At 38.7% G+C, this 17,151-nt stretch carries 16 protein-coding genes; 5 read left to right on the top strand and 11 right to left on the bottom strand.

Annotated features, from left to right (window positions below; all coding sequences use genetic code 11):
* The 3 genes from HMPREF9304_RS07370 to HMPREF9304_RS07380 form a co-directional block, all read left to right on the top strand.
* Positions 1-516: site-specific integrase (locus HMPREF9304_RS07370; protein ID WP_036927913.1), on the top strand; the 516-nt coding region annotated here is incomplete at its 5' end.
* A 61-nt stretch (positions 517-577) separates the two neighbouring features.
* On the top strand, positions 578-1,873 hold the full coding sequence (locus HMPREF9304_RS07375) for a site-specific integrase (protein WP_008446491.1): 1,296 nt from the start codon (positions 578-580) through the stop codon (positions 1,871-1,873).
* A 23-nt stretch (positions 1,874-1,896) separates the two neighbouring features.
* A complete protein-coding gene (locus tag HMPREF9304_RS07380; protein ID WP_008446589.1) occupies positions 1,897-2,286 on the top strand; it encodes a hypothetical protein in 390 nt (129 codons plus the stop codon).
* A gap of 181 nt (positions 2,287-2,467) precedes the next feature.
* Here the strand turns inward: HMPREF9304_RS07380 and HMPREF9304_RS07385 are convergent, their stop codons facing one another.
* The 8 genes from HMPREF9304_RS07385 to HMPREF9304_RS07415 all read right to left on the bottom strand — a co-directional run bounded on the left by HMPREF9304_RS07385 (position 2,468) and on the right by HMPREF9304_RS07415 (position 13,003).
* Positions 2,468-2,947: a hypothetical protein gene (locus HMPREF9304_RS07385; RefSeq protein WP_008446501.1), complete on the bottom strand. Its 480-nt coding sequence runs from the start codon at positions 2,945-2,947 to the stop codon at positions 2,468-2,470.
* A gap of 18 nt (positions 2,948-2,965) precedes the next feature.
* Positions 2,966-5,167 (bottom strand): peptidase domain-containing ABC transporter, encoded by a 2,202-nt coding sequence (locus HMPREF9304_RS07390; RefSeq protein ID WP_008446692.1) that lies wholly within the window; start codon positions 5,165-5,167, stop codon positions 2,966-2,968.
* Between the two features lie 56 nt (positions 5,168-5,223).
* Positions 5,224-6,729 (bottom strand): DUF6734 family protein, encoded by a 1,506-nt coding sequence (locus tag HMPREF9304_RS07395; protein ID WP_009434704.1) that lies wholly within the window; start codon positions 6,727-6,729, stop codon positions 5,224-5,226.
* A gap of 212 nt (positions 6,730-6,941) precedes the next feature.
* Positions 6,942-8,198: a DUF6734 family protein gene (locus HMPREF9304_RS07400; RefSeq protein ID WP_008446699.1), complete on the bottom strand. Its 1,257-nt coding sequence runs from the start codon at positions 8,196-8,198 to the stop codon at positions 6,942-6,944.
* Positions 8,199-8,205: 7 nt separating this feature from the next.
* The gene (locus HMPREF9304_RS07405) at positions 8,206-9,564 is read right to left on the bottom strand and encodes a radical SAM/SPASM domain-containing protein (RefSeq protein WP_008446465.1); all 1,359 of its coding nucleotides are present in this window, start codon (positions 9,562-9,564) and stop codon (positions 8,206-8,208) included.
* 97 nt (positions 9,565-9,661) lie between these two features.
* A complete protein-coding gene (locus HMPREF9304_RS14435; RefSeq protein ID WP_009434700.1) occupies positions 9,662-9,817 on the bottom strand; it encodes a hypothetical protein in 156 nt (51 codons plus the stop codon).
* Between the two features lie 83 nt (positions 9,818-9,900).
* A complete protein-coding gene (locus HMPREF9304_RS07410; RefSeq protein WP_231551773.1) occupies positions 9,901-12,195 on the bottom strand; it encodes a TonB-dependent receptor in 2,295 nt (764 codons plus the stop codon).
* Between the two features lie 178 nt (positions 12,196-12,373).
* Complete coding sequence (locus HMPREF9304_RS07415; RefSeq protein WP_008446642.1) at positions 12,374-13,003, bottom strand: hypothetical protein; 630 nt, start codon at positions 13,001-13,003, stop codon at positions 12,374-12,376.
* A gap of 190 nt (positions 13,004-13,193) precedes the next feature.
* On the opposite strand from HMPREF9304_RS07415, the gene HMPREF9304_RS07420 reads away from it, so the two are divergent.
* The gene (locus HMPREF9304_RS07420) at positions 13,194-13,949 is read left to right on the top strand and encodes a response regulator transcription factor (protein ID WP_008446719.1); all 756 of its coding nucleotides are present in this window, start codon (positions 13,194-13,196) and stop codon (positions 13,947-13,949) included.
* Positions 13,950-13,958: 9 nt separating this feature from the next.
* On the opposite strand, the gene HMPREF9304_RS07425 is transcribed toward HMPREF9304_RS07420, so the two are convergent.
* From HMPREF9304_RS07425 to HMPREF9304_RS07435, 3 genes are all read right to left on the bottom strand, one after another.
* Positions 13,959-14,708 carry a ThiF family adenylyltransferase gene (locus tag HMPREF9304_RS07425; RefSeq protein WP_008446518.1) on the bottom strand — a complete coding sequence of 250 codons (750 nt, stop codon included), beginning with the start codon at positions 14,706-14,708 and terminating at the stop codon, positions 13,959-13,961.
* A 127-nt stretch (positions 14,709-14,835) separates the two neighbouring features.
* Complete coding sequence (locus HMPREF9304_RS07430; protein WP_008446653.1) at positions 14,836-15,126, bottom strand: helix-turn-helix domain-containing protein; 291 nt, start codon at positions 15,124-15,126, stop codon at positions 14,836-14,838.
* A 27-nt stretch (positions 15,127-15,153) separates the two neighbouring features.
* Positions 15,154-15,441, bottom strand: coding sequence for a helix-turn-helix domain-containing protein (locus HMPREF9304_RS07435; protein ID WP_007574553.1), 288 nt, complete (start codon positions 15,439-15,441; stop codon positions 15,154-15,156).
* Positions 15,442-15,872: 431 nt separating this feature from the next.
* On the opposite strand from HMPREF9304_RS07435, the gene HMPREF9304_RS07440 reads away from it, so the two are divergent.
* On the top strand, positions 15,873-17,138 hold the full coding sequence (locus HMPREF9304_RS07440) for a virulence-associated E family protein (protein ID WP_008446599.1): 1,266 nt from the start codon (positions 15,873-15,875) through the stop codon (positions 17,136-17,138).
* Positions 17,139-17,151: the final 13 nt, after the last annotated feature.

The following is a 17,151-nucleotide window of genomic DNA, read 5'->3' on the forward strand; positions in this document are numbered from 1 at the left end:
TTTGAGGACTTGGAGGAGGAAATGGAAACGGCAAGGGATATTTTCCTCTTTGCCTGTTATACAGGTGCTGCATATTGCGATTTGATGGAACTGAACAAGTCCCATCTTGTGCGTGATGANGAGGGTNGCCTTTGGCTGAAGTTCAACCGNCANAANACANGTGTGCCTTGTCGTGTCAAACTGCTGCCNGAAGCCATACGGCTGATGGAGAAGCTCCACAGCGATGAAAGGGAAACATTGCTCCCTTTCATGGGATATGCCACTTACCAATCTTATTTGAAAGCCCTGCGGCTTCGTGCAGGCATCTCGTTTCCTTTTACCACACATACGGCAAGGCACACCTTTGCCACATTCATCACGCTTGAACAGGGTGTACCTATTGAGACCGTGAGTAAGATGCTGGGACATTCCAACGTGAGCATGACCGAGCGTTATGCAAAGGTAACGCCACAGAAACTCTTTGAGGAATTCGACCGTTTCCTTTCTTTCACCGAAGAGATGCAGTTGGCTATCTAATCCTTATTAAGTCATTTGATTTCTTATCTATTCATTTAATTAACTTCAAACCACCAAGACAATGAGAAGTACATTCAAGATACTGTTCTATATCAACAGACAGAAAACAAGGGCAGACGGCAACACCGCCATTCTCTGCCGTATCACCATAGACGGAAAGAGCACCGCCATTACCACAGGAGAAGAGTGTAAAGTCTCCGAGTGGAACTCCAAACAGGGTTTGACAACCAATAGGAAGACCAACCAAAGAATCAATGAGTTCAGGGAATTGATAGAAAAAACCTATCGGGACATACTGACGATGGAAGGAGTGGTAAGTGTGGAACTTATCAAGAACAGTTTGCAAGGCATTGCCACCAATCCCACCACGCTCCTTGCAATGAGCAAGGCGGAACTGCAAGCCGTCAAGGAAAGCGTTGGAAAGTCAAGGGCAGAGGGGACTTATCTGAACCTTTACTATTCTGATAAAAATCTCCGAGATTTTATCGAAAACAAAGGAGTACAAGACATATCTATCGTCACCATTACGGAGAGTTTGTTCGAGGAATACCGTTTCTTCCTGAAAAAGCGTGGACTGAAAGCATCGACTGTCAATACCAATCTATGTTGGCTGAGCCGACTGATGTTTCGTGCGGTGAGCAGCAGGATTATCCGCTGCAATTCCTTTGAGAACGCCAAGTATGAGAAGGAGGAAAAGAAGATACGCTTCTTGCAAAAGGGCGATGTAATGAAACTCATGGCAATGACGATGAACGACAGAGAATCGGAATTGGCTCGGCTGATGTTCGTCTTCTCCTGCTTCACAGGTATGGCTATCGCTGATATGGAAACGTTGCAATATAGGCATATCCAAACGGCAGCGGATGGACAGAGGTATATCCGCAAAGAGAGACAGAAGACAAAGGTCGAGTTCATCGTACCACTGCATCCCGTAGCTGAAGCCATCATCAGCCATTGCAGGAACGAGCAGGCAAGAAACGAAGAACAGCAGACGGTGAAAGAAAAAGGCGACAGCCTTGTCTTTCAACCTCATTGCAGCCGTAGCGTGATGGGCAAGAACCTGAGCATCGTGGGTAAGGCTTGCGGTATCCGTCAAAGACTTTCGTACCACATGGCAAGACATACGTTTGGTACGATGTGTCTAAGCGCAGGTATTCCTATTGAGAGCATAGCCAAGATGATGGGGCATACCTCCATATCAAGCACGCAGATTTATGCGCAGGTAACGGACAACAAGATTTCAAAGGATATGGACAGGCTTATAGCCAAACAATCGGCAAATGAGAAAGAAATAGCGGAGAGAGAGACTTGTGAATCTTCGGATATTGTAACCTGTAAAATGGAAGAAACGGCATGAATACGAACTATAAACAAAGGACAATGACTAGCACGGAGAATCATCGTAGCTATTTTGATTGGGGCTGCAATATGCAGGTCATTCGCAAGGGAAATGGAGGGATAGCCATGACAGAGAGTGAACTTGTGAGGTTCTTCGGGGTAACATGGAGGAAACTCAACCATAGGATGCAAACGATAATAAAATCCTCCAACCTATATCTCGATGAGAGGATTGCAGGTGAGGAAGATATTTATGCAAACGAACAACTAAAAGGTTATGCTCCGCTCTATCCGCTTCCTGTCATCATCGCCCTGTCTTTTCAGTTGGACAGCACGGAAGCCCATTTATTTAGAGAGTATCTCTGTGAGAGATTGCAGAAACCTGCATCCGTGATAACACCGATATTTCTGCTCGGTAACACGAATAACTAATGATTATTTCTTATCTTTCCTTTTTCTTTCACCGATTATATCTTACTACATTACTACAATAGGAGTTAAAGCGGTGAAAGAAAAAGGATTAACGTGTAGTAAAATACCCGAAACAATGGTACTACGCAGTAACTACAACTGCCCTTCTTCTTTCACCGCTTGATTACGATTAAAAAGGAAATTATATGATGTTTGTTATTTGCCTGACAATCCTCTGAAGTATGCTTTCATTGCTTACAAGTATAGATGCGGTGCCTGTCATTCCGCTGATGAGATTATACTTGCAATCTGTTATCCTTACCTGTGCCGTGAACACGTTGCCTTCTGCCGTTTGTAAGGGTATATGCGATGTGGCTGTTATTACACCATTTGCAACTCCGTAGGTTTCTGCATCGTAACCCTCAAATTCGATGTTTACCGTCATTCCTCTCGCTAACGTATTTACGTATTTATAGGGAACGGCGATTGTGCCTTGACGGGCATTTGTCATCTGTACCTTTGCACTGATGGTTTCAGGATAAGGTATAAAGTATGCACCTGCCAGTAGTCCTAATATTACAATAGTGATAATCATGATGCCATAGCGTACAATTTTTGACGGTATCTCGCCAATGATGTGCCTTACCTTCTCGCTGCGGAGTTCTATCTTGTCGTCTACCATAGTTGTTTTTCCTTTACGTTAGTTTCCTAACTCCAATTGATTCTTTACAAGATTGTAGTATGCACCACGCTTTGCCGTGAGTTCCTCGTGGTTGCCAATCTCGACCACCTTGCCTTTATCCAGTACCACTATTTGGTCAGCATTCTTCACCGTGCTTAGTCGGTGTGCTACGATAACTACCGTCTTGCCTTTGTAGAACTCATCCAGATGCTCCACAATCATGCGCTCGTTATTGGCATCGAGCGAGTTGGTGGCTTCATCAAGGAAAATATAATCGGGGTTCTTGTATACAGCTCTTGCTATCAAGATACGCTGTTTCTGTCCTTGACTCAAGCCAACGCCATCGCGACCAATCTTAGTGTTGTATTTTAAGGGAAGTCCCATTACATAGTCATGAATACAAGCTATTTCGGCTGCCCTTTGCAATCGCTCCTTGTCAATCTCACCATCATCTACGGCTATATTCCTTGCTATACTCTCGGAGAATATCACACCGTCTTGCATCACCACGCCACACTGTCTGCGCCACCACTTCTTATTTAGCGTATTTACACCTGTTCCGCCTATGGTGATTTGTCCTCCCAATACGGGATAATAGCCCAACATCAGTTTGATGAGGGTGGTCTTTCCGCTACCCGACGCTCCGACAATGGCAGTTACCTTACCTTTGGGGATTGTGAGGCTTACATCATCAATGATGGTTTTCAATGCGTGAGAATCGTACTTGAAGTTTACGGCTTCAAGGTCTATGCCTTGATTTTTTTCTTTCACTGCCATTTCCAATCCTTGCTTTCCGTTCTCATCATCCATGCGGTGGATTTCATTGATACGCTCAAGACTTATCTTCACATCCTGCACCGAATAGAAGAAACTCATCAACTGCTCGACAGGTGAGTTGAGTTGCCCAATGATATACTGCACGGCAAGCATCATACCCAGCGTGAGCTGTCCGTGAATGACGGCTGTGGCTGCCACCACGGTGATTACGATGTTTTTCAGTTCGTTGATGAATATGCTACCAGCCTCTTGTGTCTGTTGGAGTTTAAGGGATTTCATCTGCACTCCAAAGAGGTCTGCCTGCACGTCCTCCCATTCCCAACGACGACGTTGTTCACAATCTTGGAGTTTTATCTCCTGCATAGAGGTGATAAACTCGTAGGTCTTGTTGTTGTTGATGGCTTGCTGCTCGAAGAGTTCGTAATCAAGTACTTTTCTGCGCCTGAGGAAGAGTGCAAGCCAACCGCCATAGAGCAGACTACCGAGCATGAAGATGGTAAAGACAAGCCAATTATAGGATAGCAGCACGATGCTGAACACCACAAAGGTAAAGAGGGAGAACACGATGCTAAGTGTCTTTTGAGTTAAGAACGTGTTCACCCTACTATGGTCACCCATACGCTGCATAAGGTCGCCCATCAGTTTAGTGTCGAAGAACGACATCGGCAGTTTGAGCAGCTTGATGAAGAAGTCACTCACAAGAGAAATATTGATCCGCATAGAGATATGCAGTAAGAGCCAACGACGGATAAAATCAATGGCAGTACGGCTCATGGTAAGGACAAGTTGTCCCAAGAGTATTAACCAAATAAAACCGATGTTCTGGTTTTTGATTCCCACATCCACAATTGATTGCGTGAGGAAAGGCAGGATAAGTTGCAGCAGACTGCCCACAAGTAAGCCTAAGACTATCTGCCCAAAGTGCTTTCCGTATTTTTTGACATAACCGAAAAGAAACTTGAGTGAGCGTTCTTCTTTCAGCTTGGATTCTTCTTTAATATTATTGTTATCAAGTAACTGAGTAGTACTGCAAAGCATAGCGATTCCTTGCTCTTTATCTTTCAATCTTGTACTAATCCAATGACTCTTAAATTCCTCTAAATTATATTTAATTAATCCTTTACTAGGATCTGCTATATAAAATCTCTTGTCTCTTCTTATTTTATATAGTATTACAAAATGATTCTGATTCCAATGGAGAATACAAGGTAACGGATATTTGGATAAATTGGTAATATCTATCTGGGTACAAATCGTATCAAAGCCTAGGTAATTTGCAGCTTTACTTAGTCCCAATAAAGAAATTCCTTCTGTAGTTGGCGTACATAGTTTTTCTAAAAAAGATAAAGAGTATCTTTTTCCATAATATTCGCATATCATTTGTAAGCATGTAATACCACATTGCATAGAATCGTATTGATGTAAGAAACGAATATGTTTCATTAAACTGTGAGCTTTAGCATTAATATTTCAATAATAGTCAAAAATAAAACTGGACGTTAGATATTCGATATTGTTAAAATACAGTTTTCTATCATCCGGTAAATAATTCTTTCTACATATCTTAAATTAGCTTCATACTCTTCTTTACCATATTTGTTTTGTGATAGTGCACAAACATTATCTATTATATCGGAGGCTGTTGCTGTATGCTCCTGTAGGAGATAGTCTATAATAGTTTCAACCGTTCCACGAGCAACTACTTCATAAACTGTTTGACGAAAAGCATCTGGTATAGTTACAACTTTATACATTTTATTTTCAATTTTTTGATTTTTTGTAATATACATCAATGTTTCTGATGATATATCTGTCAAGCTAATAAAAGGATTTAAAATAAACTGACAATTACTCTCATATAATCTCTCATTTTCCCAAAAGCTATTAATGCAAGTATACTGCTTTTTAAAAAATTCCTTCTTATTATCTTCTAGTTGTTTCTCAACTTTGATGCACGTGTTGTCCAGTTTCTTAATTTCGGTATAGATTCTTTCTTTCATTATTTTTCCTATATCATAATTTTTAGAAACTTTAAAACTACGTGACCTTTCTAATATTTCGTTGGAAGTCCTGTAATGATGGATATAAGGAGTATCTATAAAATTCAGATAATTAGATATTGGGATACCGCCATGCTGGATATATGTATTGATTATATGATGATGTAAAGCAGGATCTATTTTTTCTAGAAGCCTTGATGCAAAAATTTGTGCATCATTTCTTTTTTTTATATTTCCAAGCATATGACAATAGCCGTGTTTTTTCAAACACGACATATCAAGATTCATCCAATCAAACAAAGTACTTAATTTTTCACCTTCAGTGCAGTAGCTTATAGTTTTATTATATTTTTGAGCTAGGCAATAAAAGAAAAGTTGCTCGTAAACAGAATTTATAAAACCGTCATGATTAAGTTTCAAAATCCTATCATTGTTATATATAAATCTATATGCTTGTTCTGTGTAGTATTGAATGAATTTCACATCATTTCCTCCGAGTACGCCTGCATTAGCCACACTAATAATCTTATTTTTAAGCTCTATATCTGCAAAATTGGGAATTTTTCCTCCAACTTGTATGAAACGATCTATGCACTTACGATTATACAATTGATCGTCATACTCAATATTTTGTGCGAATAAGTCTGCTTTCCAAAAGGAATCTGGTAAGCTGTCATACAACAAAAAATCACAATCTACATGTAAAAATGGTTCATGCTGTTCACTGTATGTATATAATTTTGGCAAAGCCCATAATTCATAGCCAGAATACCCTTCCATAATATTCGGAATTGTTACTATCTGATCATAAGGAATACACAATTCTTCAACAACTTTTTTAGCTGTGGAATTGCAATACAGCGTAACATGACCATAATGCTGCTTTAGTAAAAGGCAACTAATAGCCATAGTTATCCAATGAAATTCAGGTGAGAGAAATCCTGCTTTATCGAACATAGGATCTTCATCTGTGGAGAAACTGTAATATGTCTGTAAAAACCTCATGTATGCAATAATATTAATAAAACAAAGTCTTTTTCTAAAAATACCTTTAAGCTACTAACAAAAACCTTAATTTTAGGTTGTATAAGTATTAAACCTTCTGAGTGTATATGACTATATAATTAGTACACTTAAAATACATTAGTGTAGCATTATGCTCATGCCACCAAAGTATTAATTATAAAGTATGCACTATGTTTTGTTATTTTATGGTGTCATATAATTAATACATTATCAAATAATCCCTTGCGAATACTTGTAATTAAATATTCTTGTTGAAAGGGATTCAAGTCTGTTATTATTTCGTTTAACCGAATAGGCTTCCTAAATATTTTAAGTAGATTTGTCATAACAGAGTCGTATTTTATATACACATTCTGCGCAAGATATGTATTGTATGTTTTTAGATATCCCTCCTGTTTGCATTCCTTTTTATCAGGTAATGTTGAAACTTTTTTATTACTTATGAATTTAACATCAGGAGAAATTGAAATTATAGAGTTTAATAAGTCTCCATTAGATATTTTTTCATATTCTATTGCTCTTTTCTCATACTCACTATTTGCAATACCTTTTAGTGTGATTTTTTGACAAATATCATTTTTATGGCATACATAGAGTATTCGGTCAAAATACTCTGGATACTTCCTATACATTTGCCTAATGATATAGCTATTACAGCGTGGATGACTTTTGTAATTCATTATGTGAATATAAGGATGATTGTTAGCTTCCACTACTTGGTCAGGGACTGTTCCCCAAGGCATAACAAAATCCTTAACAACACCCTTAATAAATGTTTCAACCTTGATTCTTTTTGTATGTGCTAAGGCATAAAAAATCCATTGTTCAAAAACAACATTATAAAGAAACTTCTTGTCTGACTTTCTTATACTATTAGCATTGCTTGATAAAAAATCTTTAACATATTCAATGTACTCTTTCCAAAAGAACACATTATTACCACCCAATACCCCTGCATTATATGAATGTATATTATTTTCACCGAAACATACTCTCATGTAATCAGGAATTATCGCATTGCATGATTTCAAATGGTTTAGTACTAACATGTAGAAATTTGAATCGTTTTCTTCATGCTGGGCTACTAAGTCTGCTGTTAATAAGCGCTTCTTGAGCGCTTCCTTGCAAAACACATCACAGTCTATATGCAAAAAGGGAGCATTTTGCATACTATATGTTTGAATTTTAGGGTAACAGTAAAAATCCCTATACTCATTCTTGATGTCATCCAATATGAAGTATGTATCATATGGCAATAGAAACAAATCTTTAAATATATGTTTTAACTCAAAATTTGTATACATACAAAGGGGTATTTGTGGGTTATACTCTTTTAAGAGTAATCCACTCAATGCTATTGATAGCCAATTGACTAGTGGAGATAAATAACCTCCGCAAAAGTTCAGTCCATAACTTCTTAACTGACTATATGTTTGAATTATATGCATTATGTTATTATTTTATATGGTTAAGTCTGTATATAGCATTTATTAGCATGCGATCCTCTATATTATATATAAACATAGGGCATCTAGGTTCTTTCTCATATAATGCAAGTGGACATAATCCTCCACATAAAGGATAATACTTACAATCTTTACACTGTTTAATCTGACCACTTAACAACATGTGGGGAATGGTCGCTAAGGCACTATTTTTGCGCTTATTACCTCGGTTATGTATATTGCCCAAATGCAATGGACCTCCTAAATATCTTGTAGAATAGGCTGTCTCCGAACAGTCGTAAATATTACCATAAGCATCATACATTAAGGACTCTTTCATTGTCCCAATACATATATAAGGCCCACTTCTGTGCGGAAGAATCTCTGTTCTAAAACCATGCGTTAGCATATAAAGTATATACTCTGTAGACTTTTTCCCAATTATCTTCCATGTCTTGGCATCACCAGCACCATTGTTTGCCCATGAAACAACACATGCACAATAAAAACGAATTTTATCCTGCATCCCATCATTGTACAGTTTATGTAAAAGTGGAATAACACCATCTATATTACTTTGATCAATATTACATCGAATGGTTATCATGCATTTAGTCTTATCATAGTATGGGCTTGAGACTATAGACTTTAAATTGTTGTATAATTTAACAAAAGTTCCTTTACCGCTACACGTGAAACGGTGCTTGTCATGGAATTCCTTATCTCCATCTATTGTTATTTCTATCCTCCTGCAATTAAATTGTTCCTTTAACTCTCTATATACATCTGGCGTGAGTATATAGCCATTTGTAGTTATATGAGATAGATTTTTAATCTTATGCTTATTTGTCAGAATTTTTATATGCTTATTGATTATACGCATTTTATCTAAGGCGCATAACGGTTCTCCTCCAAACCATCCTATTTCCATGTCCTGATAATCATGTGCAGATAATTTAATATCAATCTGTTTGATGAGACATTCTATGGTATCTATACTGATTTCTGCATGGTTGTGCTCTTGACCACAATAGTTACAAGCAAATTGACATTTATCAGTTGGTTGAATGGACATATATAGGTGCTCACTATGGTACTGTCTTTGCTTCTTTAAAATCTTTTGGTTTTCTATGTTTATTGATCTAAACTCGTCTTCTTCCTTTGGAACAAGCACCTTTGCTTTAATTAATAACTCCATTGTATTTTTGTCTATATGCCTAAAATCTTCATTGATGACAGAATTATAGGTGTTAGCTGATACAAAAATGTTTTTTGCTGTTCTTCCAGAAAAGAAGAGACCTAATTGATGTCTCTTAATGTGATATAAATTCTTAAATAAATATGCTGAGAGTTTAAGTTTATTTTCCATTTTCTATGTTATAATATTAGAAAAAAGGGAATGCTATTGTCGGAGTAAAACTCACGCTCCAGAGTTAGCATCCCCTAATACTCATTTTGTAACTGTCTTAGTGACAATTACCGAATGAACAGTTACCATAGTAACCCCATTCTGCTCCTCCGTATAATTCGTCGGCCTGCTCTTCGTTCAAAATAATGCAATCTTGATCGATTTCTTTCAACATGGACTCATCAAGGAGCTTTTTTAAATTAATTTCTGCCATAAGGCTAAAAGTATTTAATAACGTCTACTCTTTTAAAGATTTTCGACATCCTCTTTATCTGTACGTGAATTTATATTTATCTGCTACTTCGTTGTTGGCACAATACCTGCATCAGTATCAGAGTTATGAATACGTTGGTTCACCTCAGAACCGTGCTTTCCAAAGTTCAGGTTGAAATGAAAGTCTATGCCAAAAACCTTACATAGATTTTTCGACCATACCATTTGATTATAAGGAGCAAGATGGGAAAGATTTTCTACAGACATTTCATAACGTGAACTGAAGATGTTCTGCAACTGGAGTTCTACACCCCATTTTTCTCTATTGTACCCAAAAACTATACTATGTGATTTCTCATCTTTGTTAAGTGTCTCCCCCCACAGTCTATGAAAACTTGTCTCAAGATTGGCGCCTACATACCAATTCTTGTACATTCCCATTAAGTTGGCACGCAAGCCCCAGTTAGTATGTGTATGCGTATAGGTATTGCCATTGCTGATATAGCGATTGACAAATGGGGTAAATTGGATGGACATATAATCCCTCCAAGGTTGTACTTTTAGGTTTATTTGAGAGTTCAGACGATGGAAGCCTCTTTGATTGGCATAACTCCTAACATAGAAGCCATTCGAATAGGTTGTTTCTTCCATATATGGTTTATCATCATAGCTATAACGAGTAAACCATTCTGCACTAATATATTTTGTTCCTACGCTAATTGATAGTTCATTAGAGAAAAATCTGACCGCCTGTAGATTTGGATTTCCACGGCGTATTTGGTAAATGTCTATGTGTTGTTCAACATCGCTTAATTCGGCAAGTGAGGGTGCGTAGCCTCCCATGTAGGCTTTGTAGCGTATTGACAGATAATTGTTGAAACGGTACCCCAGCTGAATAGTTGGACGAAATATATATTTTACCTGTTTGGCATTTCCTTGGCTAACATAGGTTCTCATAGCACCTACACCTACCATATAATCCAGTTTTCCTAACTTTGAAGCCCATTCTCCAAAACCATAACTCTCACCTGTATTCATCTTTACGCTTGAGGATGTGTTTCCATCATATGCGTTTTTTGTGTACATCTGCTGATGTCGCAGACCGAATGACAACCGCGAATCCTTGATTTTCTGCTCGTAAATAACTTCAGCTATGGTCGAATATTTATTGCCATTGACATGGGAAGTTATTTCCTGCACAGCATTCCCCAGAGATTGGCGATATAAACGGTCGTTTTTAGTATTGATATATGTTCCTATCAGGTCAAAGAACAGATGCCGATCCTTGGTAAACTCATGCTGATAATAAATATCTAACGATGGATTGTTGCTCCTTGACTTGGTGCGGTCCTTGATATCGAATGTATTGCTATCCTGAATAAGTTTGGAATTTCTATCAGATACCGCATGAGGCGTATTGTTATATAAATCACGAAAAGTAACACTCAATATGTTTCCGCTATTTATGTAATCGTATCCTATGGATAGATTGATGTTGTCATATCGTGCCTTTGTCTTTTGCCCTATCTCATAGTTACTGATACTGGGGGTCGTTGCATGGAAAGCCTCCATGTTTTCACGTAACCAGTTTACATCACGTCGATTCCAGTTTACAGATGCCTTGAAGTTTGACTTACCTACATGATAATTACCCGATAACTGATAATCTCCTATACCTAAGGGATTGATAGTGTTCATAAACTCTCCGGAGATGCTTCCACCATTCTTCTTTTCTTTTAAGATAATGTCAATTACGGCAGCTACATTTCCGTATCTTAGACCAGGATTATCATGATATTCTATTCTCAATACGTCTGCCGGCAAGAGAGCCTTCACCTCCTGTATCTCTGCCTTTACACCATTAATACGTAACTCTACGGCATCCCCCATAGTGGTAGTCACCTTACTGTCAAGCGTATTTACAGAGATTCGTGAAAGCTGAAGATGCTGCAACAAACTTAAACCATTGCTTGATGTTTTTTGCTGAAGCAGATTAGGGATAATTATTTGGCGGTCAGCTTTTTGTATTACGTTGTTGGCGATCACTGTAACGTCATTAAGCTGCTTACTTTCTGGTTCCAACATGATTGTACCCACCGAAAGGTGCTTAGAAATGTTTTGGCATTTAATTTCCTGCGTAGAATACCCAACAAAAGATATCCTTATTCTATAGTTCTCTCCTTCATGCGTATTCAGTTCAAAGCCGCCATTCATATCAGTTACTACTCCACTAATCATCTTATTTTCGCTTTCACGAAACAACGAAACCGTTGCAGCTGGTAATGGTTGCTTGTTTTCATCTACGACCGTTCCCGTAGTTTGTGCAGCAAGAATACCATAGCAGCCAGACATGAGCAACGTGAGAATTTTCTTTTTCATAAACATTATATTATTTATTATATGTATTGTCTTATTATAATTTTGGAGTCAACATCATGATATGCCGACAACTTTTCTTGTCTTTCGATGTTGCAAATGTATTGGTTTCTCCAAATTATATCGTTACACTTTTGTGTAATTCTGAATTTGTTGTCTGAAATATTACACAAAAGTGTAATCATGCAGCCTTGCAAAGTTCACCATACTTTGAAAAGAACCCCATTATACCTCTCTTACTGGAACATACAGGAACAGTTTCCGATGTCAGGTAATCTATGGATTTCCCTATTTGACGTGTGCCAAATCCCAAGCCCTTCATTACTTTCAATAGTTTGCTGTCAATCTCTGCTATCATATAGCTGTACTTGTCCTCTACTATCGGTTTTACTGCCAATGCCATTAGCCGCTTGAACAATGTCAATGTGGATATTCCCGAATCCTTTGCAACGGCAAAGCGCCCGATATGCCAAAAACTATATTTACTTTCCCCGTGAATAGCATTCAGTGGATTTATTCCGTATATTTTTTCAATAGGAAGAGTCTTGTGTTTATCCCAATGGAAACTCCTGATGCAGCCAATTATATTCCCAAAGGCATCCCTTGCAATATAAATATGAGATTTGTTATCATACAGATATTCCTCTTCTTCAAGCACTGATTTGATATCTTCATTTACTTCTTTCTCTGTAAATGAAGATAAGTGATGGGAGTAATTTTCCTTGACCACAAACTGTGCTATTTCCAACAGACTCGTTTTGTCTGCCATGAAGATAGCGTAGTCCTTAAATGTTGCAATCTGTTTTTCCATAATGCTTTTTGTTTCTTGATTTATATGGCAAAAATACTTCTTATGCAAATATCACCTATTACACTTTTGTGTAAATCTTCATTTCTCTCTTTGTTTTTTACACTTTTGTGTAATCTTTTTGCGGTATTTCGCATTAAAAATGTACTTTTGTAGTGAAATATATCAGAGAATCTTAGCACGTTTAGCATATATGACAGACATAAAAGATTTCTTTATAGCATCGAACACCGTGCGTAATGCACCAGATTACGATTCAAATGTATTGTCAACATTGATTCATACAGTAGAGTCCTTTGCACGTGTAACCTATCAGAGCATTTATTTGATAGACTATTATAAGCAGGAGTTTCTTTATGTATCAGATAATCCTTTGTTTCTTTGTGGTCATACAGCAAAGGAGGTGAAGGAATTGGGGTATAGTTTTTATTTGAAATATGTACCAGAGGAAGAACTAAAAATGCTTGTTGAGCTGAATAAAAGTGGGTTTAAGTTCTTTGATACTTTCGACAATGTTGATAAATACCAATGTTCCATGTCATATCATTTTCATCTGAAGAGTGGAACAAAAAGTAAGTTGATTAATCACCAGCTTACTCCCATTCTATTGACAGATGAAGGCAAGATATGGATTGGTATGTGTGTCGTATCACTATCTTCACATAAAACAGTGGGACATGTAGAGTTTCACAAAAAGGGTAATCTTAACTATTGGAAATATTCTTTCGAAGGGCATCGGTGGAAAGAACGTGATGGAATATCACTCAAAGAAGAAGAACTTGAAGTGCTACGGTTATCAGCAGCAGGGCTTACCATGACGGAAATTGCGAACAGAATGTGCCGCTCGTTAGATTCTATCAAAACCTATAAACGCCACGCCTTTGACAAATTAGGCGTGACGAATATCACCGAAGCTATTTCAAGAGCTACCTTAAACAAACTCTTCTGAAAAAATAACTTACGGCAAAAGCGAAGAGAGATAGAATTTAGGAAAATAGTTCACAGGTTTTCCTGTAGCAAGATTGTACATTGCCGTTGTACACAAGCCTGCTGCAATCCATGATGCTATGGACAGTTGTGGAGGTGGAAGCATTTCGCTTTCCTTTTTATATTGGGTTACAATTTTGTCTAACCACTCTTTAGGTTGATTCCAAAAAGCCCCGTGTCCAGTAACATACTCAGCTACCTTTAATTCAAATCCCTTTGGCTCTTCAGTCAGTTCAGATAAAGAATGCCCCAATGGGTCTACAACCGTAACAAAGCCAGCCCAACCAAAGTTGTATGGGTGCAGTACTGGGATTTTTCTTTCTTTGCAAATTTCATCAAAGACGAATGGAGTTTTATCCTTAAAGTCCAATGCATTGATGGCTACATTATGCCCATTCAGCATCTCTTCGATGTTATCAGGGTTAAGGAACTCTGTATGGTAATCTATCTGTGCATCAGGATTGATGCTTAGCAAACGCTCAGCCAAGCACTCAGCCTTGTATCTGCCAATATCATTCTCTGTATAGTTCTGCCTGTTCAGGTTGCTTTGCTCTACCTTATCGCCATCAACAATGGTAATATGCTCGAAGCCAAACCGCAAGGCACATTCTGCCACAATGCTGCCGATACCTGCACCACCAAGGAATATCTTATAATCCTTTATCACACTTTGCTCTTTCTCACTCATATAGAGCCTGTTTCTGCTGTATCTTTCTTCCATAATGAAACAATTATTTTAGGCAAAAGTAGATGTAATAAAGCATATATACATTACACAAAAGTGTAATAATCAATCACATTGTTGATTATTTTAGATTTTATAACATATTCAGAAGAGAACATGTTTGCTACTCCTTATAGTTATCCTCCAACAACCTTTCCAAATCCGACTCCTTATAGAGTATCTTCCCTGCAAACTGAGTGTAGGGGATAATTCCCCTATCCCGATAGTCCTGCAAGGTGCGAGGACTGATATACAGCCTCTCGCATACTTCTTTACCTGTGAGGAAATGTTCTCCACCAAACAGCGGTTTGTGGGTCTGTGCTACTTCCTTTATCCTTCTACTTACACTGCTGATAGCGGACAGCACCACCTGCATATCGTCAGCCTCCGTGTTTAAGTCCCTTACCTGTTCCATCGTTCTCTTGTCTTATTTCTCGTTCTTTTATTTGTCTGTTTTTGATTTCTCCGATTTTGTCTGTAACAGCCATTCTACATCCTCACGCTTGTAGTAGCACTTATGCCCGATTTGGGCAAAGGGCAAGACACCCGTATCACGATAGTGCTGTAAGGTACGCTTGCTGATGTTGAGCAGCCTGCACACATCCCCGTTGTGCAGCCAATCGGTATGCCTGCTTTGTTCCCCGAATGCCTTGTGGCATGTCTCGGCAAGGCTGAGTATCTCGTTCCTCAGCTTTGCCCAGTTTGAATCCGTAATGATAAAATATCCCATAATTTTATTGTTGTTTTGTTTGTAATTCCTTTTTGTATTGCGCCTTAATGCACGTTTCTGTCTGCAAAAGTATGATGTGTTTGCCATACTTCAAAGCACGAGAGAGCAGCAAGGAAATACAGGGAAAAACAAGGAAAAGACAAAGGGATTGTCGCTCTCTTTCTTTGCCTCCATACTCCATTTTATCATATCCGTTTTATCTGACGCAATGCTATTCGGATTGGAGCAAATAAACACATTCCTTTCTTGCATCATTTCTATACTTGTCCTCTTGTTTGGGGCTTAAATCCATGCTTTCCGACAGTTTCCTACCTGAAATCCGTGAGAAATTCATTGCCAATGTGCGCAACATTATGCAAGCACTCTCCGAATGCTTGGCACTTTCCTGTTCTCTTCATAACTTCACTCTTTGAAACCAAACCAATCATATAATGAAGAAGAATGCAGATAAAGGCAAATCTGAGGGCGGAAACAGCGAATTTCATACAAGAAGGAAGTTTTCCAAGAACTCGGAGATAGAAGCCTATCTCTCCTCTCGCTATGAGTTCAGATACAACACGGTATTGGGACGAACCGAATACCGCAGAATGAATAGCAGCGATTTCACAAAGGTGGGGCGCTATGAAATCAACACGCTCCGCAGGGAACTTGACAACGATGTGGGGATTATCACATCTTCCGACAACCTCTATTCAATTATCGAGAGCAGCTTCTCTCCACGTATCAATCCCATACAGGAGTATTTCAAGGGATTGCCATTGGTGGATGTAAGCAGTAGTTCTCCCTTTTCATTGAAAGCGATTCCCGATTTGGCAAGCTGCGTTGTTGTCCGTAATTCTAACAAATGGTTGCCGTATCTTACCAAATGGCTTGTGGCGGTGGTCGCCAATGCGATGGACGACCGTGAGTGCCGTAATCATACCTGCCTTGTGTTGACAGGTGAGCAGGGAAAGTTCAAGACCACGTTCCTTGATCTGCTCTGTCCCCCAGCACTGCACGGTTACAGTTACACAGGAAAAATATATCCGCAGGAGAAAGACACACTCACTTATATCGGTCAGAACCTTATCGTAAACATAGACGACCAGCTAAAAGCCCTCAATAAGCGGGATGAGAACGAACTGAAGAACCTCATTACCTGCCCGATGGTCAAATACCGTATGCCATACGACAAGTATGTGGAGGAACATCCCCACTTGGCAAGCTTTGTGGCATCGGTGAACGGCAACGATTTTCTTACCGACCCGACAGGCAGCAGACGGTTCCTGCCCTTTGAAGTGCTTTCCATAGATATTGAGAGAGCAAAAGCTATCTCGATGGACAATATCTATGCGGAAGCTAAAGCCTTGTTGAATATGGGCTTCCGCTATTGGTTTGATGATGATGAGATTGCCGAACTATACAGAGAGAGTGAGGACTTTCAAGTACAAACTGCAGAGATGGAGCTTTTGTTGCGTTGTTTTGAAAAGCCAACGGAGGATGAAAGATATTCGTTAATGACCACTACGGAGATACTTACCTATCTGGGTATTTATACCCACCAGCCACTTGTTGCCAAGCGGATGGGCGAAGCCTTGAAGAAAGCAGGATACATAAAGGTGAGCAAACGAAGAAATGGTGGTAGCCCCATCTATGTCTACAAGATTAGGAAAATCTTGCCATGCCCGCTCCTTCACACTTGTAGTAGCCAAATGTAGTAGAATGTGTAGT

The organism is Hoylesella timonensis S9-PR14, from assembly GCF_000762405.1.
Taxonomy (GTDB): domain Bacteria; phylum Bacteroidota; class Bacteroidia; order Bacteroidales; family Bacteroidaceae; genus Prevotella; species Prevotella timonensis_A.